Source organism: Cupriavidus taiwanensis (genome assembly GCF_900250075.1).
Lineage (GTDB): Bacteria > Pseudomonadota > Gammaproteobacteria > Burkholderiales > Burkholderiaceae > Cupriavidus > Cupriavidus taiwanensis_C.
Window position 1 is genome coordinate 2961948 of record NZ_LT977070.1, and the last position, 26209, is coordinate 2988156.

At 70.0% G+C, this 26209-nt stretch carries 25 protein-coding genes, 1 other RNA gene and 1 riboswitch; of the genes, 12 read left to right on the plus strand and 14 right to left on the minus strand.

Annotated features, from left to right (window positions below):
- Positions 1-9 precede the first annotated feature (9 nt).
- The gene (locus CBM2588_RS13800) at positions 10-1203 is read right to left on the minus strand and encodes a PepSY-associated TM helix domain-containing protein (protein ID WP_115680970.1); all 1194 of its coding nucleotides are present in this window, start codon (positions 1201-1203) and stop codon (positions 10-12) included.
- Positions 1204-1354: 151 nt separating this feature from the next.
- Complete coding sequence (locus tag CBM2588_RS13805) at positions 1355-2872, minus strand: cobyric acid synthase (protein ID WP_115680971.1); 1518 nt, start codon at positions 2870-2872, stop codon at positions 1355-1357.
- A gap of 38 nt (positions 2873-2910) precedes the next feature.
- Between CBM2588_RS13805 and cobU the strand changes: the two genes are divergently transcribed.
- The 4 genes from cobU to CBM2588_RS13825 are packed head-to-tail and all read left to right on the plus strand — an operon-like array spanning position 2911 to position 6515.
- Complete coding sequence (gene cobU, locus CBM2588_RS13810) at positions 2911-3615, plus strand: bifunctional adenosylcobinamide kinase/adenosylcobinamide-phosphate guanylyltransferase (protein WP_115680972.1); 705 nt, start codon at positions 2911-2913, stop codon at positions 3613-3615.
- Positions 3609-4583: a CobD/CbiB family cobalamin biosynthesis protein gene (locus CBM2588_RS13815; RefSeq protein ID WP_115680973.1), complete on the plus strand. Its 975-nt coding sequence runs from the start codon at positions 3609-3611 to the stop codon at positions 4581-4583. Before cobU ends, CBM2588_RS13815 begins: the two co-directional genes overlap by 7 nt.
- Positions 4580-5596: a threonine-phosphate decarboxylase CobD gene (gene cobD / locus CBM2588_RS13820; RefSeq protein WP_115680974.1), complete on the plus strand. Its 1017-nt coding sequence runs from the start codon at positions 4580-4582 to the stop codon at positions 5594-5596. Before CBM2588_RS13815 ends, cobD begins: the two co-directional genes overlap by 4 nt.
- Before the next feature lie 13 nt (positions 5597-5609).
- Positions 5610-6515, plus strand: coding sequence for a cobalamin-binding protein (locus tag CBM2588_RS13825; RefSeq protein WP_115680975.1), 906 nt, complete (start codon positions 5610-5612; stop codon positions 6513-6515).
- Here the strand turns inward: CBM2588_RS13825 and CBM2588_RS13830 are convergent, their stop codons facing one another.
- The 7 genes from CBM2588_RS13830 to CBM2588_RS13860 are packed head-to-tail and all read right to left on the minus strand — an operon-like array spanning position 6516 to position 13367.
- A complete protein-coding gene (locus CBM2588_RS13830) occupies positions 6516-7097 on the minus strand; it encodes a histidine phosphatase family protein (protein WP_115680976.1) in 582 nt (193 codons plus the stop codon).
- On the minus strand, positions 7082-7918 hold the full coding sequence (locus CBM2588_RS13835; RefSeq protein ID WP_115680977.1) for an adenosylcobinamide-GDP ribazoletransferase: 837 nt from the start codon (positions 7916-7918) through the stop codon (positions 7082-7084). The genes CBM2588_RS13830 and CBM2588_RS13835 overlap by 16 nt, the downstream gene beginning before the upstream one ends.
- Entirely contained in the window at positions 7915-8955 is a 1041-nt protein-coding gene (gene cobT, locus CBM2588_RS13840; RefSeq protein WP_115680978.1) for a nicotinate-nucleotide--dimethylbenzimidazole phosphoribosyltransferase, read from the minus strand. The genes CBM2588_RS13835 and cobT overlap by 4 nt, the downstream gene beginning before the upstream one ends.
- Before the next feature lie 32 nt (positions 8956-8987).
- Positions 8988-9620 carry a cob(I)yrinic acid a,c-diamide adenosyltransferase gene (cobO, locus tag CBM2588_RS13845; RefSeq protein ID WP_115680979.1) on the minus strand — a complete coding sequence of 211 codons (633 nt, stop codon included), beginning with the start codon at positions 9618-9620 and terminating at the stop codon, positions 8988-8990.
- Positions 9613-10455: an ABC transporter ATP-binding protein gene (locus CBM2588_RS13850; RefSeq protein WP_115680980.1), complete on the minus strand. Its 843-nt coding sequence runs from the start codon at positions 10453-10455 to the stop codon at positions 9613-9615. The genes cobO and CBM2588_RS13850 overlap by 8 nt, the downstream gene beginning before the upstream one ends.
- Positions 10452-11459, minus strand: a complete 1008-nt coding sequence (locus CBM2588_RS13855) for a FecCD family ABC transporter permease (RefSeq protein ID WP_115680981.1) — start codon at positions 11457-11459, stop codon at positions 10452-10454. Before CBM2588_RS13855 ends, CBM2588_RS13850 begins: the two co-directional genes overlap by 4 nt.
- Before the next feature lie 15 nt (positions 11460-11474).
- Positions 11475-13367, minus strand: coding sequence for a TonB-dependent receptor domain-containing protein (locus tag CBM2588_RS13860; protein ID WP_115680982.1), 1893 nt, complete (start codon positions 13365-13367; stop codon positions 11475-11477).
- A 74-nt stretch (positions 13368-13441) separates the two neighbouring features.
- Positions 13442-13734: riboswitch (cobalamin riboswitch) on the minus strand.
- A 210-nt stretch (positions 13735-13944) separates the two neighbouring features.
- Here CBM2588_RS13860 and CBM2588_RS13865 point away from each other — a divergent pair.
- The 6 genes from CBM2588_RS13865 to CBM2588_RS13890 all read left to right on the plus strand — a co-directional run bounded on the left by CBM2588_RS13865 (position 13945) and on the right by CBM2588_RS13890 (position 17359).
- Positions 13945-14265 carry a hypothetical protein gene (locus CBM2588_RS13865; RefSeq protein ID WP_012353681.1) on the plus strand — a complete coding sequence of 107 codons (321 nt, stop codon included), beginning with the start codon at positions 13945-13947 and terminating at the stop codon, positions 14263-14265.
- The gene (locus tag CBM2588_RS13870) at positions 14262-14594 is read left to right on the plus strand and encodes a cell division protein ZapA (protein WP_062801552.1); all 333 of its coding nucleotides are present in this window, start codon (positions 14262-14264) and stop codon (positions 14592-14594) included. The genes CBM2588_RS13865 and CBM2588_RS13870 overlap by 4 nt, the downstream gene beginning before the upstream one ends.
- Positions 14595-14829: 235 nt before the next feature.
- A non-coding RNA gene (gene ssrS, locus CBM2588_RS13875) (6S RNA) lies at positions 14830-15047 on the plus strand.
- 96 nt (positions 15048-15143) lie between these two features.
- Positions 15144-15626: an EVE domain-containing protein gene (locus tag CBM2588_RS13880; RefSeq protein WP_306437243.1), complete on the plus strand. Its 483-nt coding sequence runs from the start codon at positions 15144-15146 to the stop codon at positions 15624-15626.
- Positions 15627-15702: 76 nt separating this feature from the next.
- Positions 15703-16527, plus strand: a complete 825-nt coding sequence (locus tag CBM2588_RS13885; protein WP_115680983.1) for a sulfite exporter TauE/SafE family protein — start codon at positions 15703-15705, stop codon at positions 16525-16527.
- 133 nt (positions 16528-16660) lie between these two features.
- Entirely contained in the window at positions 16661-17359 is a 699-nt protein-coding gene (locus CBM2588_RS13890; RefSeq protein ID WP_115680984.1) for an SIMPL domain-containing protein, read from the plus strand.
- An 84-nt stretch (positions 17360-17443) separates the two neighbouring features.
- Here the strand turns inward: CBM2588_RS13890 and CBM2588_RS13895 are convergent, their stop codons facing one another.
- The 5 genes from CBM2588_RS13895 to CBM2588_RS13915 all read right to left on the minus strand — a co-directional run bounded on the left by CBM2588_RS13895 (position 17444) and on the right by CBM2588_RS13915 (position 23326).
- Complete coding sequence (locus CBM2588_RS13895; RefSeq protein ID WP_115680985.1) at positions 17444-18997, minus strand: malonate--CoA ligase; 1554 nt, start codon at positions 18995-18997, stop codon at positions 17444-17446.
- Between the two features lie 80 nt (positions 18998-19077).
- Entirely contained in the window at positions 19078-19860 is a 783-nt protein-coding gene (locus tag CBM2588_RS13900; RefSeq protein ID WP_115680986.1) for an enoyl-CoA hydratase/isomerase family protein, read from the minus strand.
- 45 nt (positions 19861-19905) lie between these two features.
- Positions 19906-20916 carry a Bug family tripartite tricarboxylate transporter substrate binding protein gene (locus tag CBM2588_RS13905; RefSeq protein ID WP_115680987.1) on the minus strand — a complete coding sequence of 337 codons (1011 nt, stop codon included), beginning with the start codon at positions 20914-20916 and terminating at the stop codon, positions 19906-19908.
- 165 nt (positions 20917-21081) lie between these two features.
- Positions 21082-22515, minus strand: a complete 1434-nt coding sequence (locus CBM2588_RS13910; protein ID WP_115680988.1) for a malonyl-CoA decarboxylase domain-containing protein — start codon at positions 22513-22515, stop codon at positions 21082-21084.
- Positions 22516-22585: 70 nt separating this feature from the next.
- Positions 22586-23326 carry a GntR family transcriptional regulator gene (locus CBM2588_RS13915; RefSeq protein WP_115680989.1) on the minus strand — a complete coding sequence of 247 codons (741 nt, stop codon included), beginning with the start codon at positions 23324-23326 and terminating at the stop codon, positions 22586-22588.
- A gap of 765 nt (positions 23327-24091) precedes the next feature.
- Here CBM2588_RS13915 and CBM2588_RS13920 point away from each other — a divergent pair.
- Both CBM2588_RS13920 and CBM2588_RS13925 read left to right on the plus strand, forming a co-directional pair.
- Entirely contained in the window at positions 24092-25183 is a 1092-nt protein-coding gene (locus CBM2588_RS13920; protein ID WP_115680990.1) for a YjgN family protein, read from the plus strand.
- A gap of 6 nt (positions 25184-25189) precedes the next feature.
- Positions 25190-26209: a M48 family metallopeptidase gene (locus tag CBM2588_RS13925; protein WP_115680991.1), complete on the plus strand. Its 1020-nt coding sequence runs from the start codon at positions 25190-25192 to the stop codon at positions 26207-26209.

Here is a 26209-nt window from a genome sequence, read left to right on the forward strand (position 1 = left end):
TGCCTTTTTTTATGCCCGGTGCATGCCGGCGCGCTGCGCGCTCTTCACCACATGGCGCTGGTGGCCGCGCCGCCGCTTCCACCAGATCAGCGTGCCGGTCACGGCAAATGCCAGCGGCGCCAGCCCGAACAGCGTGATGAAGATCCGCCCCGGCAGGCCGAAGGCCTCGCCGGTATGCAGCGGAAACTGCCAGTTCAGCAGCGTGTCGCCGGCGGGCGCCTGGTGCGGGTCGCGCACGCCCAGGGGCGCGCCGGTCCAGGCATCGAGCCAGAGCCGCGTGGCGCCGGTGTGCTGGCGCACCTCGCCGGGCTGGCACAGCCGGATCTCGAAGGCGTCGCCGGGCTTGCGCGGGAAGCCGATGCGGGTGACCTGCGCCTGCGGGAACTGCGCCTGCGCCGCGGCCATGATCTCGCCCGCCTCCAGCGGCCGCGCCCCCGCCGGCGCCGGCGCCGAGACGTGCTTGGCTGGTGGCGTCACCGTCATCACGCCCGCCACGATCGGCGTGACCCACTTGGGCAGGTTCAGGTACCAGCCGGAAAACGCGATCACGGCCAGCACCGGCGCGGCCAGGATGCCGCCGGCGCGGTGCAGCGAATAGTTGAAGCGCGACCATGAGCCGCCATGCGTAATGCGGAACGCCTGCACCACCGAGCGCAGCTTCATCTTGGGCCACCATGCCGCCACCCCCACCAGCGTGGTCAGCAACAGCAGCATGCCGGCGACGCCGGTGATGGTCTTGCCGGTATCGCCCGACAGCAGGTAGCGGTGCAGGTGGAACAGCGTGGGCAGCAGCAGCTGGCGCGACAGCCCCGGCTCGCCCCAGACGCGTTCGCCCTTCACCGCCAGCGTGACCGGGTCGACCATCACCTGGCGCGAGCGCCCCGCCACCACGCCGCCGGGTCCCTTGACCGGATACCAGGCGATAAAGACCCCGTCGGCATGGGTCGGCAGCATCAGCAGGTTGGGCTTGCCGTAGGGCGGCGCCGCAAGCCGCTCGGTCACGGCCTGGAGCGTGTCCGGAGTCACCGGCGCGGTCATCGGCGCGGACGCCACCAGCAGGTCGGGATTGAGCCAGGCGTCGAGTTCATCGCGCCAGGCGATGGTCATGCCGGTCAGCCCCATCAGGACGAACAGCAGGCCGAGACTCAGGCCGATATAACGATGCAGCTTGACGAGGACGACGCGCAGGCGGCCGGTAACCATGACGGGGTGAAGTACGTTGAGCGGACGCTGCAAGGCGCGGAATATGGCGGAAAAGCCATCTCCATGCCACGATGCGAATGCGAAGGATTCGCGATTCTAGCAGGGCCGCTGCTTGCCGCCGCCTGCCCGTCGCAACCTCAGCGCCACGACCTCAGCGCCGCAACGGCGCCAGCAGTGCCGCCAGGTCCAGGTGCGCGGCCAGGGTGTCGGCCAGGCGCTCAATCGACGCTTCACGCAGCGCGTCGAGATCGACCGCCTGGGCGTGTTCCAGCCCGGCCCAGCGCAGCAGCGCCTGGCAGCCGGCGGGATCGTCGAACAGGCCGTGCACATAGGTGGCCAGCACCTGGCCATCGGCCGAGCGCGCCCCGTCCGGCCGCAGGGTGCCGTCGCCGCGGTCAAGCCACAGCGCCGGCTGCTCCAGCCCCTTGCCGGTGGTGACGCCGAGGTGGATCTCGTAGCCGCGCACCGGCGCGTCGGCCGGGTCCAGCGCAAGCCGGCCGCGCACCTGGCGCAACTGCTTGTCGGCGGCCAGCGTGGTTTCAAAATCGAGCCAGCCCAGCCCCGCGCTGCTGCCGGCGGGGCCTTCGCGGCCATCGGGGTCGTGCACCTGCCGCCCCAGCATCTGCATGCCGCCGCAGATGCCGACCAGCTTGCCGCCGTAGCGCAGGTGCCGCGCCAGCGCCGCGTCCCAGCCCTGGGCGCGCAGGAAGTCGAGGTCGCCGCGCACGTTCTTGCTGCCTGGCAGCACCACCAGGTCGGCGGGCGGGATGGGCCGGCCGGGGCCGACAAACTGCAGGTCCACCTGCGGATGCGCGCGCAGTGCGTCGAAATCGGTATGGTTGGCGATGCGCGGCAGCACCGGCACGATCACGCGCAGGCGCCGCGCGGCCTGGCCAACATCGGCCTGCGCGCCGATGATGGCGTCCTCGGCATCGAGGTGCAGGCCGTGCAGGTACGGCAGCACGCCGAACACCGGCTTGCCGGTGCGCGCCACCAGCCAGTCCAGTCCCGGCTCCAGCAGCCCGATATCGCCGCGGAAACGGTTGATGATGAAGCCGGTCACGCGCGCGCGCTCGCTCTCGGACAGGCAGTCGAGCGTGCCCACCAGGTGCGCGAACACGCCGCCGCGGTCGATGTCCGCGACCAGCACCACCGGGCATTCGACCTGCTCGGCAAACCCCATGTTGGCGATGTCGCGCTCGCGCAGGTTGACCTCGGCCGGGCTGCCGGCGCCCTCGACCAGCACCACCTCATGGGCCTGCGCCAGGCGCGCGTGCGAGGCCAGCACCGCCTGCATCGCCTGCGGCTTGTAGGCGTGGTAGGCACGCGCGTCCAGGTCCAGCCGCGCGCGGCCGTGGATGATGACCTGGGCGCCGGTGTCGCTGCTGGGCTTGAGCAGCACCGGGTTCATGTCGGTATGCGGCGCCAGCCGCGCGGCCTGCGCCTGCAGCGCCTGGGCCCGGCCGATCTCGCCGCCGTCGGCGGTGACGGCGCTGTTGAGCGCCATGTTCTGCGGCTTGAACGGCACCACGCGCGTGCCGGCGCGCGCCAGCACCCGGCACAGGCCGGCGACAATGGTGCTCTTGCCGGCATCGGAGGTGGTGCCCTGGACCATCAACGTGCCGCGCAGGGCACCCGGCGGCAGGAATTGCGGAGAGTCGGGTTGCATCGGCGGATTATCGCACCGCCCCGCACGCGGGCCGTGCCATGCCCGGATGCGGCGGCTACAATACGCGGATGGAAACCCCGGCCCTCGCACCCGCCACCGCGTCCGGCACCGCCCCTGCCGCGCAGCCGCGCGCCGCCGCCAGCGGAACCGGCGGCCGCCAACTCACCCTGGTGCTCGGCGGCGCCCGTTCCGGCAAGAGCCACTTCGCCGAACAGCTTGCCAGCGACCACGCCACCATCACCGGCGGGCCGGTCACCTACATCGCCACCGCGCACCAGGACCCGGCCCATGCCGACCAGGAACTGGAAGTCCGCATCGCGCTGCACCGCGCGCGCCGCCCCGCCGACTGGCGCCTGGTCGAAGAGCCGGTGCACCTGGCCGATGCGCTCTATGCCAACGCGCGCCACGACGGCTGCATCCTGGTCGATTGCATGACGCTGTGGATCAACAACCTGCTGTTTCCCAATGGCCGCAGCTATCCCGAGCATGGCGTGATCACGCCACCGGCGGCGTTCACCGAAGAAATCGAGGCGCTGCTCAACGCGCTGCCGACGCTGCCCGGCCACGTGATCCTGGTCTCGAACGAGATCGGCTTCGGCGTGATCCCGATGGGCGCCATCACCCGTTTCTATGTCGATGAACTGGGCCGCCTGAACCAGAAGCTGGCCGCCGCGGCCGACTGCGTGCGGCTGCTGGTGGCGGGCATCCCGGTGGCGGTAAAGGGGCCCGATCCCGCATGCTGATGCTGGCCTGGCCGGCATGCGTGGCAGCGGCATGGATCGGGACACTGCTGGACCGCTGGCTCGGCGAGCCGCGCCGCTGGCATCCGCTGGTGGGCTTCGGCCGCATCGCGGCCGCATTGGAACGACGCCTCAACCCTCCCTCGCAACGCAATGCGCCATGGCGCCAGCGCCTTGCCGGGCTTGCCGGCTGGTGCGCGCTGGTGCTGGGCCCGGCCGCGCTGGCATGGTGGCTGGTGGCCGCCGCGGCCCGCTGGCATCCACTCGCCGCGCTGGCGCTGCATGCGCTGGCGCTGTACGCGGCGCTGGGCGCGCGCAGCCTGCACCAGCATATCGCCCCGATCGCCGACGCGCTGGGCGCGGCCGACCTGCCCGCCGCGCGCGCGCTGACCGCGCGCATCGTCTCGCGCGACACCGCCGATGCCGACGCCGAGGCGCTGGCCCGCGCCGCCTGCGAATCGGCGCTGGAAAACGGCAACGACGCGGTGTTCGGCGCGCTGTTCTGGTTCCTGGCCGGCGGCGCGCCGGCCGTGGTCGTGTTCCGGCTGGCGAATACGCTCGATGCGATGTGGGGCTACCGCACGCCCCGGCTGCTGCATTTCGGCTGGGCCGCGGCGCGCCTCGACGATGCGCTCAACCTGGTACCGGCGCGGCTTACCGCGCTGTCGTATGCGCTGCTCGGCGCCACCGCGCAGGCGCTGCGCTGCTGGCGCACGCAGGCGCCGGCGTGGTCGAGCCCCAATGCCGGCCCGGTGATGGCCGCGGGAGCCGGCGCCGTCGGCGTGCGGCTTGGCGGCCCGGCGCGCTATCACGGTGAAATCGAGCAACGCCCGCCGCTGGGCACCGGCACCGCGCCGCAGGCGGCGCATGTGATGGCCTGCCTGCGGCTGGTCGAACGCACGCTATGGCTGTGGCTGGCACTGGCAGCCGCCAGCGCGCTTGCCGCACTGATGGTGTCCGCACCGGCATGAGCACCGCCCTGCCCCCGATCCGCCATGGCGGCGACCTGCTTGCCGCGGTGCGCCGCTACGGCCGCGCGGCCGACGACTGGCTCGACCTGTCCACCGGCATCAACCCCGACGGCTATGCGGTGCCGGCGCTGCCGCCGCAGGTGTGGCAACGATTGCCGCAGGACGACGACGGCCTGGCCGAACTGGCCGCGGCGGCATGCGGCGCGCCCCATGCGCTACCGGTGGCCGGCTCGCAGGCCGCGATCCGCACGCTGCCGGCGCTGCTGCGCCCGGGGCGGGTCGGCATCGCCGCGCTGGGGTACAGCGAATACGCGCCGGCGTTCGCCGCCGCGGGGCACACCGTGGTGCTGCTGGACGAAGCCGACTTCACCCGGCCTGATCTGGCCGACGCGCTCGATCATCTGGTCGTCGTCAACCCCAACAACCCGACCGCGCGCGTGCTGCCCGCCGCCACGCTGCTGCGCTGGCATGCCGCGCTGGCGGCGCGCGGCGGCACGCTGCTGGTCGACGAGGCCTTTATCGATTGCCTGCCCGGCGGCTCCGTCGCCGCGCACAGCGAAAGCCCCGGGCTGGTGGTGCTGCGCTCGATCGGCAAGTTCTACGGGCTGGCAGGCATCCGCTGCGGCTTCGTGCTGGCACAGCCGGCGCTGCTGGACGCGCTGCGCGCGCGCCTGGGCCACTGGACCGTCGCCGGCCCCGCGCGCGAGGTGGCGCGCCGCGCGCTGGCCGACCAGCCGTGGCAGCACGCCACGCGGGCACGGCTGCAAGCGTGCGGGGCGCGACTGGCCGCCGTGCTGGAACACCACGGCCTGCCGCCGGTGATGCATCCCTTGTTCTGCTGGGTCCCGCATCGCGACGCGGCGCAGCTGCAACACGTGCTGGCGCAGCACGGCGTCTGGACCCGTTATTTCGATGCCGCCGGCGGCTGCGCGCCGAGCCTGCGCCTTGGCCTGCCACCGGACCAGCCGCTGGCCTGGCAGCGGCTGGACGCGGCGCTAGCGGCCGCTGCCTGACCTTGACCATGCCATGCCGAATCGCCTGACTCCTGTCCTCGCCTGCGCGCTGCTGCTCGCGGCGCTGCCCGCCAGCGCCACTGTCTCCGCCATCGACGACGCCGGCCAGACCGTGACCCTGGCGCAGCCGGCGCGCCGCGTGGTCTCGCTGGCGCCGCACGTCACCGAGATGCTGTTCGCCGCTGGTGCGGGCGACCGCATCGTCGGCACCGTCAGCTACAGCGACTACCCGCCGCAGGCGCGCGAGATCGCGCGCGTGGGCGACAACAAGGCGCTGGACCTGGAGCGCATTGCCGCACTCAAGCCCGACCTGATCGTGGTGTGGCGCCACGGCAATGCGCAGAAGCAGGCCGACCGGCTGCGCGCGCTCGGCATCCCGCTGTTCTACAGCGAGCCGCGCAGGCTGGCGGCAATCCCGGACAATATCGAGAAGCTCGGCACGCTGCTGGGCACCGAAGCCACCGCGCGGCGCGCCGCCGACGGCTTCCGCCAGCAAGTGGAAACGCTGCGCAAGACCTATGCGGCACGCCCGCCGGTGACGGTGTTCTACCAGGTCTGGCAGCAGCCGCTGATGACGCTCAACGGCCAGCACCTGGTCAGCGACATGCTGGCGCTGTGCGGCGGCCGCAACCTGTTCGCGGCCGAGACGCCGCTGGTGCCGACGGTGTCGGTCGAAGCGGTGATCGCGGGCAATCCCGAAGCGATGGTGACGGCGGGCATGGGCGCCACGCGCTCGGACCAGCCGTTGCCGGATTTCGAGATGTGGCGGCGCTGGAAACAGGTCACGGCGGTGGCGCGCAACAACATGTTCGTGATCGACGGCGACCTGCTCAACCGGGCCGGCCCGCGCGTGGTGCAAGGCGCGGCGCAGCTGTGCAAGGACCTCGACACCGCGCGCGGCCGCCGGCCGGCACGCTGATCAGCCGGCGCGGTTCCACCAGCCCAGCCGCGCCCCGCCCTGGCCCAGCCTGAAGCCGCAGCTGGCGCCGAAACCCAGCTCCCAGCTGAGCGTGGCCGCCAGCGGCACGCCCAGCCAGTGCGCCGCCAGCATGCGCATCGGCCCGGCATGGCCGACCACCCACAGACATTGCGCGCGAGCTTCGGCCAGCGTCGCGGCCCAGCCAACCACCCGCGCCATCGCCTGCGCCGGCGATTCGCCGCCGTGCGGGCGCGCATGCAGCAGGTCGGCCGCCCACTGGTCGAGCGCGCCGCGGTCGATCGCATCCCAGGCCACGCCCTCCCAGCTGCCGAAGTCGATTTCGCGCAGCGCAGGTTCGGTGTCGATGTACGGCACGCCGCCAGGCCACGCCTGCGCCAGTGCCTGTGCCGTGCCTAGCGCGCGCGCCAGCGGGCTGGCCACGATGCGATCCGGTGCCGGCAGGCCGCTAACGATACGCGCCGCGGGCGGCGTCAGCGGCGCCAGCAGCGGCAGGTCGAGGCAGCCATAGCAGGTGCCTGCCGGCACCTGCGGCTGCGCATGCCGGATCAGGACCACGTCCATGCGGCGGCCACCAGGTAGAGTCCGATCTCGGCGCATTGCTGGGCCATGCCGAGGCAATCCCCGGTATAGCCGCCGATGCGGCGCACGAAGTAGCGGCCGAGCAGCAGGCGCAGCACCAGCAGCATCCCGACCGCCACCGCGCAGAAACCTGGCGACATCAGCCACAGCGGCACCAGCCCGCACAGCAGCGCGAACACCAGGCCCGCGCCGGCCAGCTTCTGCGCCACCGGCTTGGCCTTGCCCTCGGGGCGCACGTAGGCCAGCGTGGCGAGGTAGCTGACCGCCATCGCGCGGCTGGCGGCATGCGCGACGACCAGCACGGCAAGCAGCACCGCGATGCCACCGTGCCCGGCGATCGCCACCAGCAGTTGCCACTTCAGCAGCAGCGCCAGCACCAGCGCGATCGCGCCGAACGCGCCGATGCGCGAATCGTGCATGATGCGCAGCACGTCCTCGCGCTGCCACGCACCGCCGAAGGCATCGACGCAATCGGCCAGCCCGTCTTCATGGAAGGCGCCGGTCAGCAGCAGCGTCGCGGCCATGCCCAGCAGCACGGCCACGCCGGGCGGCCACCACAGCGCCGCGCCCCAGGTGGCCAGCGCGCCCGCGCCGCCCACCAGCAGCCCGACCAGCGGGAAATAGCGTGCGGCGGCATGCAGGTAATGGGGTTCGAAGCCGACCCAGCGCGCCAGCCAGCCCGGCAGCGGCACGCGCGTAAAGTAGCCCAGCGCCGTCAGGAAATAGCGCAGTTCGCCGGCCACGCCCGCGGGGCTGCGGGGTCCGGGTTCGGGCACGGGCGCCGGGTCGGTCGGCACGCTCATGGCGATGCGGTGCTGACGCCGGCGCCGCTGAAGGTGGCCATCTCGTTCAGGAACGCCGCGGCCGAGGCCAGCAGCGGCCACGCCAGCGCACAGCCGGTGCCTTCGCCCAGGCGCAGGTCCAGCGCCAGCAGCGGCGCGGCCTCGAACTGCGCCAGCAGCGCGCGGTGGCCGCGCTCGTGCGAGCAGTGCGTGAACACGCAGTACGGCAGCACGTTGGGGTCCAGCCGCTGCGCCACCAGCAGCGCGGCCGTGGCGATAAAGCCGTCGACCAGGATCACCATGCGGCTGGCCGCGGCGGCGAGGAAGGCGCCGGCCATCATCGCGATCTCGAAGCCGCCGAAGGTGGCCAGCACGTCCAGCGGTGCCTGCGCATCGGCGTGCCGCGCCAGCGCGCCGGCCAGCACCTCGCGCTTGCGCGCCAGGCCGGCGTCGTCCAGCCCGGTGCCGCGCCCGATGCAGTCCTCCAGCGGCAGGCCGGTCAGCCGCTGCATCAGGCACGCCGCCGCCGAGGTATTGGCGATGCCCATCTCGCCGAAGCCGATCACGTTGCAGCCCTGCTGCGCATGGCGCAGCACGCGCGCCATGCCGGCGGTCATCGCCGCGGCCGCCTGTGCCGGCGTCATCGCGGGCTCGTTCGCAAAGTTGCGGGTGCCATCGGCAATGCGGCAGTTGACCAGGCCCGGCGCCGCCGGCAGCGGCACGCGCACGCCCGCGTCGACGATTTCCAGCGCAATGCCGTGCTGGCGCGAGAACACGTTGATGGCCGCGCCGCCGGCCAGGAAGTTCTGCACCATCTGCGCCGTGACCTCGGCCGGATAGGCGCTGACACCGGCGTCGGCCACGCCATGGTCGGCGGCGAACACGATCACCGTGGGCCGGCGCAGCACCGGCCGCGCGGTGCCCTGGATCAGGCCCAGCTGCAGGGCCAGCGCTTCGAGCCGGCCGAGCGCGCCGAGCGGCTTGGTCTTGTCATCGGTGGCGGCCTGCAGCACGGGGCGCAGCGCTTCGTCGAGCGGAGGGATTTCGGGAAACTGCATGATGCCTGGATCGGGTACTCGGAAAAAAAGGGCTACATTTCCACGCCGCGCTGGGCCTTGATGCCCTGCTGGAACGCGTGCTTGACCGGGGTCATGTCGGTGACGGTGTCGGCCGCCTCCACCAGCGCCGGCGGCGCGCCGCGGCCGGTGATGACCACGTGCTGCATCGGCGGGCGCGCGCGCAGGTCGGCGATGACCTGCTCCACATCAAGATAGTGCAGCTTGAGCGCGATGTTGAGTTCGTCGAGCAGCACCAGGCCGATGCCGGGATCGCGCAGCATGGCGCGCGCCACCTCCCACGCGGCCTGCGCCTTGGCCACGTCGCGGGCGCGGTCCTGGGTTTCCCAGGTATAGCCTTCGCCCATCACGTGGAAGGCGCATTGGTCGGGAAAGCGGCGCAGGAACATTTCTTCGCCGGTGGGCTGCGCGCCCTTGATGAACTGGACTACGCCGGCGCGCATGCCATGGCCGAGCGCGCGCACCACCATGCCGAAGCCGGAGCTGGACTTGCCCTTGCCGTTGCCGGTGGTAATGACGACCACGCCGCGCTCGTCCTGCGCGGCGGCAATCTTGGCGTCGACGACTTCCTTCTTGCGCACCATGCGCGCCTTGTGGCGGGCATCGCGGTCGGGGTCCTGCTCGGCGGGGTTGTGGTTTTCAGTCATGGTGTGAGTGTGGTGTGGTCGGGCGCGCGCCGTCGGGAATCAGCGCGGTATGGGCGCCGTCGCTGACGCTGACGATCGCGGTGCGCAGCGCGCGCGAGCAGTGTTCGGGGGTCAGCACCTGCGCGGCGGGGCCGTGCAGCGCGGTGCCGTCTTCAGCCATCAGCAGGGCATGGGTGGCGTAGCGCAGCGCCAGCGTCAGGTCGTGCAGGATCACCACGATGGCGTGGCGCCCGGCCCTGGCCAGCGCGGCCAGCTGCTCCAGCACCAGGATCTGGTGGCGCAGGTCCAGGTGCGAGACCGGCTCGTCCAGCAACAGCAGCGGCGCCTGCTGCGCCAGTGCCGCGGCCAGCGAGACACGCTGGCGCTCGCCGCCGGACAGCGTCAGCACATCGCGCGCGGCCAGCGCCTCGATATCCATGGCGCGGATCACGTCGTGCACGATGCGGTCGTCCTCGCGCCCGGTCCAGCCCCAACCCGAGAGGTGCGGATGGCGGCCCACGCGCACGGCGTCGAGCACCGGCATCGGGAAGGTGTCGTGCACGGCTTGCGGCAGGTAGGCGCGCTGGCGCGCCAGCAGCGCGGGGTCGACCAGCGCCGGCGCGTTGCCGTCGATCTCGACGCTGCCGCCGTCGGCGTGACGCAACCCGGCCAGCACGGTCATCAGCGTGGACTTGCCGGCACCATTGGGGCCGGCGATGCACCACAGCTCGCCGGGGCCGATGGCCAGGCTCAGCCGGTCCACCAGCACGCGCTGGCTGGTGCGCAGCCGCAGCTCGCGCAGCGTCAGCCGCGGGCAAGCCGCGAGCGGCAAGGACCAGTGCGTGGCGGCGCTCATCGCGGCCTCCGCAATAGCAGGTACAGGAAGGTCGGCACGCCCAGCAGCCCGGTGATCACCCCCACCGGCAACTGCGCCGGCGCCACCACGGTGCGCGCGATCAGGTCGGCCGCCATCAGCAGCGCGCCGCCCAACAGCGTCGCGGCCGGCAGCAGCATGCGCTGGTCGTTGCCCCAGGCCAGCCGCACCAGGTGCGGCACCACCAGCCCGACAAAGCCGATCGAGCCGGCGGTGGTGATGGCCGCGGCAATGCACAGCGATGCCAGCATGAAGGTCGCCAGCCGCACGCGCCCGACGCGCACGCCCAGCGCCTGCGCCACGGTCTCGCCCAGCAGCATCACGTTGAGCGCGCGCGCCATCGGCATGGCCAGCAGCAGCGCCGCCACCAGCATGGCCAGCGCGCCGCCGTAGCTGGCGGTGCCGCCCAGATCGCCGGTGAGCCAGAACAGCATGCCGCGCAGGCGCGACTCCGGCGCGACCGACAGGATCAGCGTAATCACCGCGCCCCAGCCGGCAGCCAGGATCACGCCGGTCAGCAGCAGCCGCGCGCCGGCTTCGCGATGGCCGCCCTGCACCTGCGGATGCAGCAGGTCGCGCCGCGCCAGCGATGCCACCAGCACCATCGCCAGCAGGGCGCCGAGCGCGGCGGCGGCCTGCACGCCCCACCACGGCGCCAGCGCCAGCATTGCCAGCAGCGCGGCGGTGGAGGCCCCGCCCGATACGCCCAGCACGTAAGGCTCGGCCAGCGGGTTGCGCAGCAGCACCTGCATCAGCGCCCCGGACAGGGCCAGCAGCCCGCCGCAGGCAAAGGCCGCGGCCGCGCGCGGCAGGCGCAGCTCATGCACGATGGCGCCGGCGGTGCCGCTGTCGGCGCCGCTCAGCGCGAGCCACAGCGCCCGCGCATCGAGCGCTACGCTGCCCAGCGCCAGCGACAAGGCGAACGCCAGCAGCGCCGCGAGCGCCAGCACCAGCCAGATCGCCAGGGCGCGCCGGAACTCAGACATGGCGCGCCCGCGCGCTCATCGCTGGCGCCAGCCCAGCGTGATGAAGCCCGCGCGCCCCTGCGTGTTGTAGGGGTAGGCGAGCTGGTAGTCCTTGTCGAACAGGTTTTCGACGCGGGCGGCGATGAACCATTGCTTGTCGATGTTGTAGCGGGCGGTGAGGTTGACGATACCGTATCCGCCCAGCCGGCGCGAGCCGGCATCCATGCGCGACGACGACAGCAGCCATTCGCCGCCGAAGCGCCAGTTGCCGATATCGCGGCCGACGTCCAGCGCGGCATGGCGGCGCGCGCGGCGCAGCAGCTGGGTGTTGGTCTGCTCGTCGACCGGGTTCTGGAAGGTCACGCTGGCGCCAAAGTCGGTGCCATACACGGTGGCGCGCCACGATGCCTCGATGCCCTGCACCTTGGCCTTGTTGACGTTCTGCGCCAGGAACATGCCGCTGGGCTGCTGCGCCGACACGATCAGGTCGTGGTAGCGCGTCTCGAACGCGGTCAGGCGCAGCAGGCCGGCACTGGCGGTGGCGTACTGCACGCCGGCCTCGACCGACTTGGCACGTTCCGGCTGCAGGTTGGGCTGGCCGAAGTTGGGGTAGTACAGCTCGTTGAAGGTCGGCGCGCGGAAGGCATTGCTGACGCTGGCGATCAGCTTGAGCGCGTCGGTCACGTAGTAGCCGTAGCCGGCGCGGAAGCTGCCCTGGTTGCCGAAGTCGGAATAGTGGTCGTTGCGCGCGTTGAGCTGCAGCTGGTGCTTGCCGATGCGCCCGTCATAGCCGCCGAACACCGAGAACACATTGCGCGTGGGCGCACCATAGGCGCTGGAGTCCAGCTCCTGCTGCAGGTAGTCGGTGCCGAACAGCAGCGTGTGGTTGGCGGCCAGCGCATACTCGTTCTGCCAGTTGAACTGGCGGTTGCGGGTATTGAAGGTGCCGTTGGGCCTGCCGTTGAGGAAGGTGTCGCTGCGGTCCTCGCTCTGCGACAGCTTGAAATGCGTGGTCCAGTCCGCGCCCAGCTTGCCGTTGACGAAGGCCGACAGCGTGTACAGCTCGCTGTTGGTGCGGTTTTCGTCAGTGGGACGGCCGAAGGCGCTGTCGAACGACAGCTTGCTCTTCGAGTAGTAGCCGGTGATGCCGGCATCCCAGTTGGGCGTGAAGCGGTGCTTCACCTGCCCCGACACGCTCTGGTTCTCGTACGGGTTGTCGTTGGGGTTGGCGCGCGGCGCCTGCTTGGTATTGATCGACGAGAAGCCGTCGGTCTTGAACGCCGAGCCGGTCAGGTTGAACGAGGTGTCGCCGACCTGGCCGCCATAGCCGACCGTGCCCTGGCGCGTATTGTTGCTGCCGTACTCCACCGCCGCGTTGACCGCCGGCGCCTGGCCCGCGCCGCTCTTGGTGAAGATCTGCACCACGCCGCCGATCGCGTCCGAGCCGTACAGCGCCGAGACGTTGCCGCGCACCACCTCGATGCGGTCGATCTGGTCGGGCAGGATATTGGCAAGCTGCGCGGTGCCGCTGCTGGCCGACGACACCCGTACGCCGTCGATCAGGATCAGGGTCTGGTTGGAGTTGGCGCCGCGCATGAACAGCGAGGTATTGCTGCCCATGCCGCCGTTGGTCGCGAACTCGACGCCGGCCTGGCTGCGCAGCAGCGTGCGCAGGTCCGGCGCCTGCGCATTGGCGATGTCCTGCTGCGTGACCACCGTGGTATGCGGCAGCGCCTCGGTGATCGACTGCGCGGTGCGGGTGGAAGTGACCACCACCGGCGCGAGCAGCGCGGTGCGGCTGTCCGCCGCCTGTGCGGAAGCGGTACCGGGAACCAGGGTGAACGAGGCCATGGCCGCCAGGATGGCGGGCACGGACGGACGCACCGCCGGGCTTGCCGGGCGGGTCGACCTGTGAAGCGATGAACGCATGATGCAGGACTGGATAGGAACGGCCGGGCCCGTTCCCCCGCGGGCCATATGGCGATGAGGCGTGCCGCGCACGGGCGGCAGCCCGCGTTCAGGCCGGTATCCGGGCTGGCGACACGGAACCGGCGCCTTCCCGAACCTGCGGTTCAGTGGCGTGTGGCCGGTCCTGCGGGCATGTGGCCTGGCATCCGATGACGGATCGGGCCTTGCCAGCGATGTGGCTGGCGCATGCGCACCGCGGTCGCTTACCGTTGCGGGGGCAGCACAGGTTGGCCTGTCCGGCGCGCAGCCGGCCCGGCTCCCTGTTTCCCGTTGAACTGCCCCTTCGCCAGGGACGAAAAGGGCGAGCACCTGGAACGTGCGCGAGTCTATGGCGTTTCGCCCCCCGCGTCAACGCGACGACCCCACTGCCGCCATGGCCCGCCTGGTAGCGTTTTGTCACACTCTCGCGGCGTCTTGGGTGCAGAAGCCTGCAACTTCCATGCGGGCGGCCGGTCACAAACCTTTCCTCCGCATTGTGCATGCCGGCGCATCGGCTAGAATCGCGATACCTGACACTACTCCCATCATGACAGGCCCTATGCTCACCGAACTCGAACAACTGGCCGCCAAGATCGGGCGCGTGCTGCATCATGCGGACACCCTGGCGGCGGAGAACCAGCGGCTGCGCGACGAAATCGCGCGGCTGGAGGGCGAAGCCGCGCAGTTGCGCGGCGAGCGCGAGGCCATGGCCGCCGACCGCGAACTGCTCAATATCAAGATCGAGGAAGCGCAGCTGCGCATCCAGTCCATCCTTGACAAGCTGCCGACCGCCAGCGACACGCGCCAGCTCGACCTGCTCGGCGAAGAGGCCGTGGCGCAGGGCGCCGAAGCGCACAAGGCCCCCGGAGAACACGCATGAGCAACAAGCAAGTCGAAGTCAACATCGCCGGCCAGGCCTACCGCTTCGCCATCGCGCCCGAGAACGAGGCCGCACTGCTCGAGGCCGTGGCCCTGGTCGACACGCAGATGAACAAGCTGCGCAGCGGCAGCGCGGCCAAGGGTGTCGAGCGCGTGGCGGTGATGGCCGCGATCAGCATCGCCTCGGACCTGCTGTCGCTGCAGCGCAAGCAGCAGGCGGAGGGCGCGATCCCGGTCGACGCCATCCGCGCGCGCATCCGCGAACTGAACGACCGCGCCGACGAAGCGCTGCGGCAATATGCCCACGTGGGCACCGGTACGCGCGGCTGAGCAGCACGGGTGGGATGTGCTGCGGATGCCGCGCTGCCGCGCAAAATGTAACGACACGCGCGAGCGCACTTGGTATGGCCTGCAACGCGGTGTATAGTGTAGCCAGACTGCACGAGGCACCACAGAAGTGCAGCTGACAGGTCAGGTTATCGCGCCTGGCCGCCGTTTTCATCCCATCCTTGTTAGAAACGGCAAACGTCTGACATCCGGCACGTGGACAGTCAGACGTTTGACAGTTTCCCTGCCTGGTTCGTGAGGGTCATAAACTCCTTGAACCGATATGCATTGCATGGTGCGGGATTATGTCGCGTGGGCGAGCGCGTCGTCGCATTCATAGTCCGGGCCTGGCCTGGACTCCCTGAGTGGATGATGTACCCGAAATGCGACTTCCGCAGCCACTCTGAACCTCACTTGGGTTCAGGATGCCGACCCAGCGGCCGAGGCGGGGACCCCCTAAAAAGGCGGTGGTTTTCTGAACCATCGCCTTTTTTCTTGCCTGCATGCTTGCCCGTGTTTTCCCGCGCGGGCCTTCCTTTCCTGAGCAGCGCCGTGAGCCCTAACCAGAACCAACGCGCCCGCCAGTACTGGCTGATGAAATCGGAACCCGACGAGGCCAGCATCGACGACTTGGCCCGCGAACGGACGCTGCCGTGGACCGGCGTGCGCAACTACCAGGCGCGCAACTTCATGCGCGACGCCATGCAGGTAGGAGACGGCGTGCTGTTCTACCACTCGTCGTGCCCCGAGCCCGGCATCGCCGGAGTGGCCGAGGTCTGCTCCGCGCCCTATCCCGACCCCACGCAGTTCGACCGCAAGAGCCCGTATTTCGACGCCGCCTCCAAGGCCGACGCACCGCGCTGGCTGCTGGTCGACGTGCGCTTCGAACGCAAGAGCCGCCTGATCCCGCTGGCCGAGCTGCGCGAGCATGAAGCGCTGGCCGACATGGTGGTGCTCCGGCGCGGCAACCGGCTCTCGATCACGCCGGTGACGCCGGCGGAATGGCGCTATATCACCGGCAAGCTGATGGGCTGACGGGCCTGGCGTTGCCACGCCGCACCAGGCCTTGCGCGGCAAGGCTGACGACAATAACAACCACCTTGCTGACACGATGCCGTTCGACAACCTGCCGGTGCTGATCCCCGCCCTGCTCGCACTGGGCGCCTTCACCGGCTTCTGCGCCGGCCTGCTCGGCGTGGGCGGCGGCATGATGATGGTGCCGTTCCTGACGCTGCTGTTCACCAGCCTGGGCTTTGCCGGCGAAGCCATCGTCCATATGGCGATCGCCACCTCGATGGGCACCATCCTGTTCACCTCGCTGTCGTCCGTGCGCGCGCACCACAAGCGCGGCGCGGTGTGCTGGCCGATCGTGCTGGCGCTGGCGCCCGGCATCGTGATCGGCGGCATGGTCGGCGGCGGCAAGGTCTTCGCGGCGCTGAAGACCAGCTGGCTGTCGCTGGCGTTCGCGGGCTTCGTCGGCTTCTCGGCGCTGCAGATGCTGCGCAACCGCCGGCCCAAGCCGGGGCGCCAGCTCCCGGGCTTCGCCGGCATGGCCGGCGCGGGCGGCGTGATCGGCTTCCTGTCTAGCCTGGTGGGCGCGGGCGGCGCCTTTGTCTCGGTGCCGTTCATGACCTGGTGCAATGTGCCGATCCACAACGCGGTGGCGACCTCGGCCGCGCTCGGCTTCCCGATCGCCATGGCCAGCGTGGCGGGCTACATCTGGAGCGGCTGGCACGCGCCCGGACTGCCGGCGGCCTCGCTCGGCTATCTCTACCTGCCCGCGCTGCTGGTTATCGCCGCGGCCAGCGTGCTGACCGCGCCGCTGGGCGCGCGCACCGCGCACCGCATGGATGTGGGCCAGCTGCGCAAGGTCTTCGCCGTGCTGCTGCTGTGCCTGGCCACGTATATGTTGTGGAAGGCCTGGCAGGCATTCTGACGATCCGCTTCCCCCGCACGGGGGAAGCAAGACCACTCGCGCGACGCCACCGCAACAATCGTTTGCAATGTCGCGGAACGATCGCCCTCGCGGCCACGTCTGATACCCATCACGTTTTGATTGGGAGAACCACATGAAGCAATGGCTCGCCGCCACCCTCCTCGGCACCACCGCCGTCGTCGCCTCGGCCCACGGCGGTCCCACCGAAACGCCGTCGGGCGTGCTGTCGCTGACCGCGCAGGCCGTCACCGAGGTGCCGACCGATATCGTGCACCTGACGCTGGCCGCGGAGCAGGAAGGCGCGGAACCGGCCGCGATCTCCTCGGGCCTGTCGACCCGGACCCAGGCCGTCATCACGCAGGCGCGCCGCGTGCAGGGCGTGACCGCCGAATCCGGCGGCTTCACCATCCACCCCAGCACCGACCGCAACGGCCGCATCAGCACCTGGCGCGGACGCTCCGAGGTCATCCTGAAATCGCGCGATTTCTCGGCGGTTTCCAAGCTCGCGGGCGAGCTGGCGAGCCAGATGCAGGTGCAGAACATCGCCTTCTCGCTGTCGCGCGAAGCACGCGAGGCCGCCGAGGCCAAGCTCGCCGAGCAGGCCATCGCCTCGTTCCGCAACAAGGCGCAGGCCACCACCAAACTGTTCGGCTACAACAGCTACACCATCCGTGAAGTCAACGTGAACGAGACCGGCATGGTGCCGCCGGTGCCGCGCATGTACGGCGCCGCCAAGGCCATGATGGCCGACGCCGCGGTACCGGTGCCGGTTGAGGGCGGCAAGACGCAGGTGACGGTGTCGGTGAACGGGTCAGTGCAGATGCTGAAGTAAGCTCTCATTCGATCGACCGCTGGTGTGCTCCCCTCTCCCGCAAGCGGGAGAGGAAGCAAACCCGCCGGCGTTTCGCTACCTTCCTCACAGCGCCGCAAACTTCTCCCGCAGCACGTTCTTCTGCACCTTGCCCATAGTGTTGCGCGGCAGCTCGTCCACCACGTGCACGCGCTTGGGCACCTTGAAATTGGCGATGCGGCCCTTGAGCGTGCCGATCAGCGCGCCCTCGTCGATGTCGGCACCGGGCTTGCGCACCACCACCGCCACCACCGCCTCACCGAAATCCGCGTGCGGCACGCCGATCACGGCGCTCTCGGCCACGCCCGGCATCTCGTCGATAAAGCTCTCGATTTCCTTCGGGTAGACGTTGTAGCCGCCCGAGATGATCAGGTCCTTGCTGCGCCCGACGATGGTCAGGTAGTGGTCCGGCACGGCGCGCTCGCCGGCCTGGCTGACGATGGCGCCGCCGAAGCGGCCGACGTCGCCGGTCTTGAACCAGCCATCGTCGGTGAACTCTTCGCGGGTCTTTTCCGGCATGCGCCAGTAGCCCTGGAACACGTTCGGGCCCTGCACCTCGACGTTGCCGATCTCGCCTGGCGCGCAGCGCTTGCCGTCGCCGTCGACCACGCGCACCGACACCCCCGGCAGCGGCATGCCGACGGTGCCGCCGATGCGCTCGCCCAGCGCCGGGTCATAGGGGTTGGACACCAGCATCACGGTCTCGCTCATGCCGTAGCGTTCCAGGATGGTATGGCCGGTGCGCTCGCGGAAGGCGTCGAAGGTTTCCAGCAGCAGCGGCGCCGAACCCGACACGAACAGGCGCATGCGGCGGCAGGTGTCGTCGTCGAAGCGCGGCTCCTGCAGCATGCGCACGTAGTAGGTCGGCACGCCCATCATCACGGTGCAGCGCGGCAGGAATTTCAGCACTTGCGCCATGTCGAGCCTGGGCGCCCAGATCATCTTGGCGCCGGCCAGCAGCGCGCCATGCGAGGCGACGAACAGGCCGTGCACATGGAAGATCGGCAGCATGTGCAGCAGCACGTCGTCGCTGCGCCAGCCCCAGAACTCGTGCAGCGTCTGCGCATTGGAGGCCAGGTTGCGATGGCTCAGCATCGCGCCCTTGCTGCGGCCGGTGGTGCCCGATGTATAGAGGATGGCGGCGAGGTCATCGTCGGCGCGCGCCACCGTCTCGAAGGTGTCGGCCTTGCCCGCCGCGCGCGACAGCAGCGAGCCGCTGCGATCGTCGTCCAGCGTAAACACATGGTTCACGCCGTGGCGGAACGCCACCTTGGAGACCCAGCCGAAGTTCTTGCTGCTGCAGACCACCACCGACGGCTCGGCATTGCCGACGAAGTAGTCGATCTCGGCCTCCTGGTAGGCCGTGTTCAGCGGCAGGTAGACATAGCCGGCGCGCAGCGTGGCCAGGTACAGGAACAGCGCTTCGGGCGATTTTTCCACCTGCACCGCCACGCGCGCGCCTTCGGGCAGGTGCAGCGAGGCCAGCAGGTTGGCCAGCTTGGCGGTGGCGCGGTCAAGGTCGTCCCAGCTGTAGTACAGGCCGTCGTGCGTCTCGATGCAGCAGGCGGTACGGTCAGCGGGGAAGCGGGATTCGAACAGGGCGAACAGGTTGGCGTTCATGGCAGGGAGCGAACCAAAGACTGAGGAAGCAAAGACAACGAGGATAGGAAGCAGTGGGGAAGCAGTGCCGACGGCGCGCCCTACTCCCCGCGAAAATGTGGTGGCCGGCGCGCCAGGAAGGCGGCGACGCCTTCGGCGTGGTCCGCGCCTTCGGCATAGGCGAAATGCGCGTCCAGGTCGGCCGGCGACAGCGGTGCCGGCGACGGCGCCAGCCGGTGGATGGTGGCCTTGTTGATGCGTGCCGCGGCGGGCGCGCCGGCGGCGATGCGGCGCACCGTGGCGTCGACTTCCGCGGCCAGCGCGGCAGGCTCGACCACGCGGGTCAGCAGGCCTTTTTCACGCGCCTCGGCGGCATCGAAGACGCGGCCCTCGAGCAGGATCTCCAGCGTCGCGGCGCGACCCGCCAGCGCCAGCAGGCCTTGCAGCTCGCCAGGCGCCATCGGGAAGCCGAGCCGATTGATCGGCACGCCGAAGCGGCTGTCCGAAGCGGCGATACGCAGGTCGCAATGGCAGGCGATTTCCAGCCCGCCGCCCACGCACACGCCTTCGATCATCGCCACGGTGGGATGCGTGCATTGCGCCACCGCCGCCAGCGCGGGCGCGATGGTGGCCATGTGGTAGTGGCGCACGGCGGCCTCGTCGCCGCGCTCGGCGGGAAACTCGGCAATGTCGGCGCCGGCGGCAAAGTTGCCGTCGGCACCGCGCACCACCACGCAGCGCAGCGAGTTATCCGCCGACAGGCGCGCAAACCCCGCCGCCAGCTCGCGCCACATCTGCGCGGAAATGGCGTTGAGCTTGCCCGCGTGCGCAAGCGTTACGGTGGCGGTGGTGCCCTGCGCGGCAAATCGCACGGTGCCGCTCATGGGCGCATCCCCCGGCTTCGGATCGGCATGGGCATGGGCATGGCGTCAGTCCATCTTGGCGCCGGACTGCTGCACCACCTGGGCCCAGCGGCGGATCTCGGCGTGCTGGAACTGGCCGAACTGCTCCGGCGTGAACGCCGGCGTTTCCGAGCCGTTGTTCAGCCAGACCTGCTTCAGCTCCGGCGTGTTCAGCGCCTTCTCGGTTTCGGCGTAGAGGCGGTCGACAATGTCTTTCGGCGTGCCCTTGGGCACCCACATCGCGTACCACGTCGACACCTCGTAGTTGGGCACCCCAGCCTCGGCCGCGGTCGGCACGTTGGGGAAGGCGGGCGAGCGCTTGTTCGACGCCACCGCCAGCGCCTTGATGCGGCCCGCGCGGATATGCTGCGCCGACGAGCCGAGCCCGTCGAACATCAGGTCGACCTGGCCCGCGATCAGGTCGGACAGTGCCGGGCCGGCGCCCTTGTACGGGATATGGGTGATAAAGGTCTTGGTCTGGATCTTGAACAGCTCGCCCGCCAGGTGATGCGACGAGCCGTTGCCGGCCGAGCCGTAGTTGAGCTTGCCGGGGTTGGCGCGGGCGTAGGCGATCAGCTCCTGCAGCGTACTGGCCTTGACGCGATTGGGATTGACCACCACCACCTGCGGCGGCTGCGCGATCACCGTGACCGGAATGAAGTCCTTCTCGATGTCGTAGTCCAGCTTCTTGTAGAACGACGGCGCGATGGCGTGGTGGGCGCCGCCGATAAACACGGTGTAGCCGTCCGGCGCAGCCTTGGACGCGAGGCTGGCGCCGACCGTGCCGCCGGCGCCGCCGCGGTTGTCGATCACGAACTGCTTGCCCAGCTGCTTGGACAGCTGCGCGGTGAGCGGGCGCGCGAAGGCGTCGGTGCCGCCGCCGGCGGGGAACGGCACGATCACGGTGACCGGCTTGGACGGCCAGGTATCTGCGTGCGCGGGGGCGGCAAGCATGGCGCCGGCACCGATGCCGGCCACGCCAAGGACCAGGCTCGCTGCGCGCGCGCAGGCGGCCAGGCTGAACTGACGACGATTCATCTTTGTCTCCTCTCTCTTCTGGAAAGTCAATCTGATGGCCGCGCGCGCCCGCATGGGCACTGCGCGGCTGGCTTTGCTGCTACGACATGGCTCCCGACAAAACGTCGCGGCGCGCCAGGCGCCGCGGGTGCAAGGGCAAGGACAATCCCCGTGACCGGACCAGGATCACAGCAGCTTGCCGACGCTGCGGCTGATGCGCGGGTTGCCTGCGCCCAGGCGTGCCAGATTGTCATCCAGCGCCTCGGGCACGTAAAGGTAATTGACCATCATGCCGCAGCTCTGGCTGCGGCCCTTGCGCGACAGGTCGGCGCCCCAGTTGAGCCGTTCCACGCAGGCGCCGTTGCCGAGGTGGAAACGCGCCACCGGGTCGGCCGGCATCGACTGGTTGCGTTCGCGCACCAGGAAATGCGCGGCCAGGGTCAGCGCGGTGTCGCGCACCACGGCATCGGTGGCATCCGGCGCCAGCGCCTCCAGCCAGGCCGCGCCGTCGGCGGGCGCGTTGCCGTGGCGTTCGCTCCAGCGCGCCAGCCGCTTGTCGCCCAGCACGCGCGCCACGGCCTCGCCGTCCTGCTTGCGCAGCCAGTCCGCGAACCCGGGGATCGGCGACAGCGTGGCGAACTGCTTCACCTTGGGGAATTCGCGCTGCACTTCCTCGATCACGCGCTTGAGCAGGAAGTTGCCGAAGCTGACGCCGCGCAGCCCCGCCTGGGTGTTGCTGATCGAATAGAAGATCGCCCACTTGACGCGGCGCAGGTCTTCCAGCGGCGCGGCTTCGTCCAGCAGGGTATGGACGTCGGCGGCCATCTCGGGGGCAAAGGCCACCTCGACGAAGATCAGCGGCTCGCGCGGGATGCGCGGGTGGAAGAAGGCGTAGCAGCGGCGGTCGGAATCGAGCCGGTTGCGCAGGTCGGTCCACGAGGCGATCTCGTGCACGGCCTCGTAGCGGATCAGCTTTTCCAGCAGCGACGCGGGCGAGTCCCAGGTGATCGGCTGCAGCTCGAGCAGGCCGACGTCGAACCAGTTGGAGAACAAGCCCTCGAGGTCGTCGTCGAGGGGTCGCAGCCCGGGCATGCGGCGCTGCCAGCGCAGCATGTCGGCGCGCAGCTGGATCAGGAAATGCAACCCGCAGGCGCTGTTGCCGCGCTGGCCATGCAGCGCGGCCAGCCGCTTGAAGAAACGGATGCGGGCGTTGGACTGGACCTGGCCCGCGCGCGCGCCCTTGTCGCCATCGGCCGCGGCCTCTTCGCTGCCGTTGCTGGCCACTTCGGCCAGCACCGCCAGCATGCCGCGCCGCGTGGCCTCGCCGGCGGCTTCGTATTCGGCCTGCCAGGCCTGCGCGGCGGCATTGGCGGCGCCGTCGGTCAGGCGCGCATCGAAGCACAGGCGCAATTGCTCGCGCTGGCGGCGCACCACCCGCGCCGGCAGCGGCGCCTCGCCATCGGCCGGCGTGGCGGCCCTGGCATCGCCATTGGCCTTGGCGTCGGCCTCGCCCTTGCGCCCCCACCAGCGGCCCAGCCGCGACAGGATATTGGAGCTGGACGGCTCGTTCTCGCCCAGCGGCGCGCTGATCTTCTGGTCACCCGTATCGAAGGAGTTCATGCGGTACCTGCCTTTGATGCATCGATGTGAACGTGGGGGAAACTGTGGCTGGCGTGGCGGTGCGCGGGAGTCAGTCTTCGGCGCCCGCCACGCGCAAGGCCGGCGGGGCGCGCACGGCCGTCTTTACCTCGGCTAGGTCGGTGACGTCCTGCGTCATTGCGGCGCCGCCGGCATCGAGCGCCTGCAGCGCGCCGCGCTGGCGCAGCAAGTGGGTCTTCATCATGGCTTCGGCGCCTTCCGGGTCGCGCGCCTTGAGCGCGGCAAACACGCTCAGGTGCTCGGCGCAGGATTCATGGATCCGCCCCGGCAGCTTAAGGCTCTTGTGGCGCGACAGCCGCAGCACCTTGCGCAGGTCGCTGATCAGCCCGCTCAGCCAGCGGTTGCCCGCCAGCCGCTGGATCGCTTCATGGATCTGGGCGTTGGTCTCGTAGTAGGCGTCGATATCGCCGGCCTGGGCATAGCGCGCCAGGTCGGCGTGCAGGCCGTCGAGCGCGTCGAGGTCGGCGCGGGTGGCGTTGCGCGCGGCCTCATAGGCGCAACGCCCTTCGAGCAGCGCCATCAGCGGGAAGATCTCGTCGAGGTCCTGCTCGGACAGTTCATTGACGAAACAGCCACGGCGCGGCTCCAGCCGCACCAGGCCTTCGGCGGCAAGCACCTTGAGCGCCTCGCGCAGCGGCGTGCGCGAGATGCCCAGCGTTTCCGCCATCGCGCTTTCGTCGATCCATGCGCCCGGCACCAGCGTATGCGCGTCGATCATGGCGCGCAGCCGGTCTGCCACTTCCAGGTACAGCGCCTGCTGGACGATGCGCATGCCATCTCCTGTATCGCACGGGGAATCCAATGGCGTGTGCATCGGATCCCATAATTCATAATTATGGATTAGGGCGCGAGCGATACAAGGACTTTCGATGGTGCACTGCAAGGTCGTGCGTGCAGGTCCAGCGGGAAATGATGTGGTGAGGTGCGGCGGGCGTCCCTTGCCTCCCCGCAAGGAAACGCCCGCGCCTGAAAAGAACTGCTGAACTGCGTGATTCATCGCTGGCGGATACGAATGCATCCGTCGCGTGGGTCCATGGATTGACCTGGCGCTGGCCCCGCGCCACCCCTGTTGCAAACGCGCCAAAGCGCGTGGATTTTCCCGTGCCCTTTGATCCGTGCAGCGCGGCTAGCGTAACTCTCGACCCGAAGAGCCGTACTCCCCCCTGGCACTGCCGTTGGCGGCTGTGGCTCGCCGCTCATCTTGTAACAGTAGTACTAGCGATTTACGTGCCAGTCGGGCTAAGCCCTTGATTTTATGGATGGCACCCAACCGCAACTTGTTACAGGATGAGATCAGTGTAACAGGATGTTTCCAAAGTGTTACGAGGGTTTTCCATGGTGAGGACGATACGGCATGGGCTGGCGGCGCGCGGCCATACAAATTGTGCCGTCGGCGATATTTATCAGTGTCAGAATGTGAGGCCGTCGCCGCAATCGCCTCGCCTGGCATCGTTGCGTTTTTGAAACAGGCGCCGGCCGCGGCGGATATCCCCCGCCGGTTTCTGTAGTCATCGCACATCACCCTGGAGGTCATGCCATGCAAGCTGGCAGCAGCGATTTCACCCTGGCCGCCACCCCGGCCGAACCGGCATCGCCCGCCGGCCCTGGCGCCGCCGCGCTGCGGCCGCTGGGCCTGAGCTTCACCGGGTCGGGCTCGGAATATTTCCGAATCTGGATCGTCAATGCGCTGCTGACCATCGTCACCCTGGGCATCTATTCCGCCTGGGCCAAGGTGCGCACGCTGCAGTACTTCTACCGCAATACGCGGCTGGACGGCGCCAGCTTCGACTATCACGGCAAGCCGTCGGCAATCCTGAAAGGCCGGGCCATCGTGTTCGGGCTGGTGCTGGCGTTCCAGTTCGCGTCGACCTTCTCGCCGTTCCTGGCGCTGGCGATGCTGCTGGTGCTGCTGGCGGTGTTTCCGTTGCTGCTGGTGCGTTCGCTGCGCTTCCGCATGGCCAACTCCAGCTACCGCGGCCTGCGCTTCGGCTTCACCGGCGGCGATGCCGAGGCCTACCGGGTGTTCGTGCTGTGGCCGCTGGCCGCGGTGGCCACGCTGGGCCTGCTGGGGCCGCTGGCGCACCAGCGCTTCAAGCGCTACCAGCACAACCACACCCGCTTCGGCACGGCACCGTTCGGCTTCCACGCCGGCGCGGGCGATTTCTACCGGGCCTACCTGCGCGCCTTCGGCGTGGTGCTGGCGGGCACGCTGGTGATGGCCGCGGCCGGCTTCCTGATGGCGCCGGGGATCGGCAATTTCGGCGCGGCGGCGCTGCTTGGCTTCGGCATCGCCGGCTTCTACCTGGGCATGCTGTCGGTCAGCCCTTACCTGATGGCGCGGCTGCAGAATGTGGTGTGGAGCCACACCACGCTGGCGCCGCACGCGTTCCGCAGCCAGGTCAGCGCCGCGCGCATGGTCTTTATCTTTGTCACCAACCTGATTGCGATCGCACTGACGCTCGGCCTGTTCCTGCCGTTCGCGCGCGTGCGCGCCACGCGCTACCGGCTGCAATGCGTGACCATGCTAGCGGCCGGTCCGCTCGACAGCTTCGTCGCCGGCGAAGCGCAGCAGGTGGGCGCGCTGGGCGACGCGGCGGTAGACTGGTACGACATCGACATCGCGCTCTGACGCGCCATGATCCCGGTCACCTTCTTCGACGGCCGCTCGTCGCGCGCGCATCCTGCCACGCTGGCCGTGGAGGCGCAGCAGGCCGTGCTGCGCGACGCAGACGGCACCGAATTGCGGCGCGCGCCGCTGTCGCAGCTGCGCGTGTCTGAGCGCGTGCGCCGCGCGCCGCGGCTGGTCACCTTCGTCGACGGCGCCTTCTGCGAGGTCACCGACCATGCCGCCTTCGACCGGTTGCTGGCCTCCACAGGCCACCGCGACGGCCTGGTGACGCGCGCGCAGAACAGCTGGCGCCTCGCCGGCCTGGCCGTGGCGGCGCTGGTGGCGGTGCTGGTGCTGGGCTACTACGTCTTGCTGCCGTGGGGTGCGGGCATGATGGCACGCGCGGTGCCGGCCGAACTGGAGGCCCGGCTCGGCCAGCTGACGCTGGAGAGCCTGGACCACGGCATGCTCGCGCCGACGCAGCTGCCGGCCGCCGAGCAGGCCCGCATCCGCGCCGGCTTCGCGGCGCTGCGGCGCCCGCGCGACGCCGCGCACGACTACCAGGTGGTGTTCCGCCAGGGCGGCGAAATCGGTGCCAATGCGCTGGCCCTGCCGGGGGGCATCATCATCGTCACCGACGAGCTGGTCGGCCTGGCGGGCAGCGGCGCCGGCCTGATGGGCGTGCTGGCCCACGAGGCAGGCCACGTGGCGCGCCGCCACGGGCTGCAGCAAGTGATCCAGGGCTCGGCCCTGGCCGCGCTGTCGGCCTACCTGTTCGGCGATATCTCGTCGGTGCTGGCGGGCGTGCCGGCCGCCATGCTGACCTTGCGCTATTCGCGCGACCACGAGCGCGAGGCCGACGCCTATGCCATCGACGTGATGCAGCGCAACGGCCTGCCGCCGGCGGCGCTGGCCGACGTGCTGGTGGCGCTGGAGCAGCGCGAGGGCAAGCCCGACGAAGCGCAGGCCGGGCGTGGCGAAGACTTCCTGTCGACGCACCCGCACACGCAGGCGCGCATCGACGCGCTGCGCCGTGCCGGCCGCTAG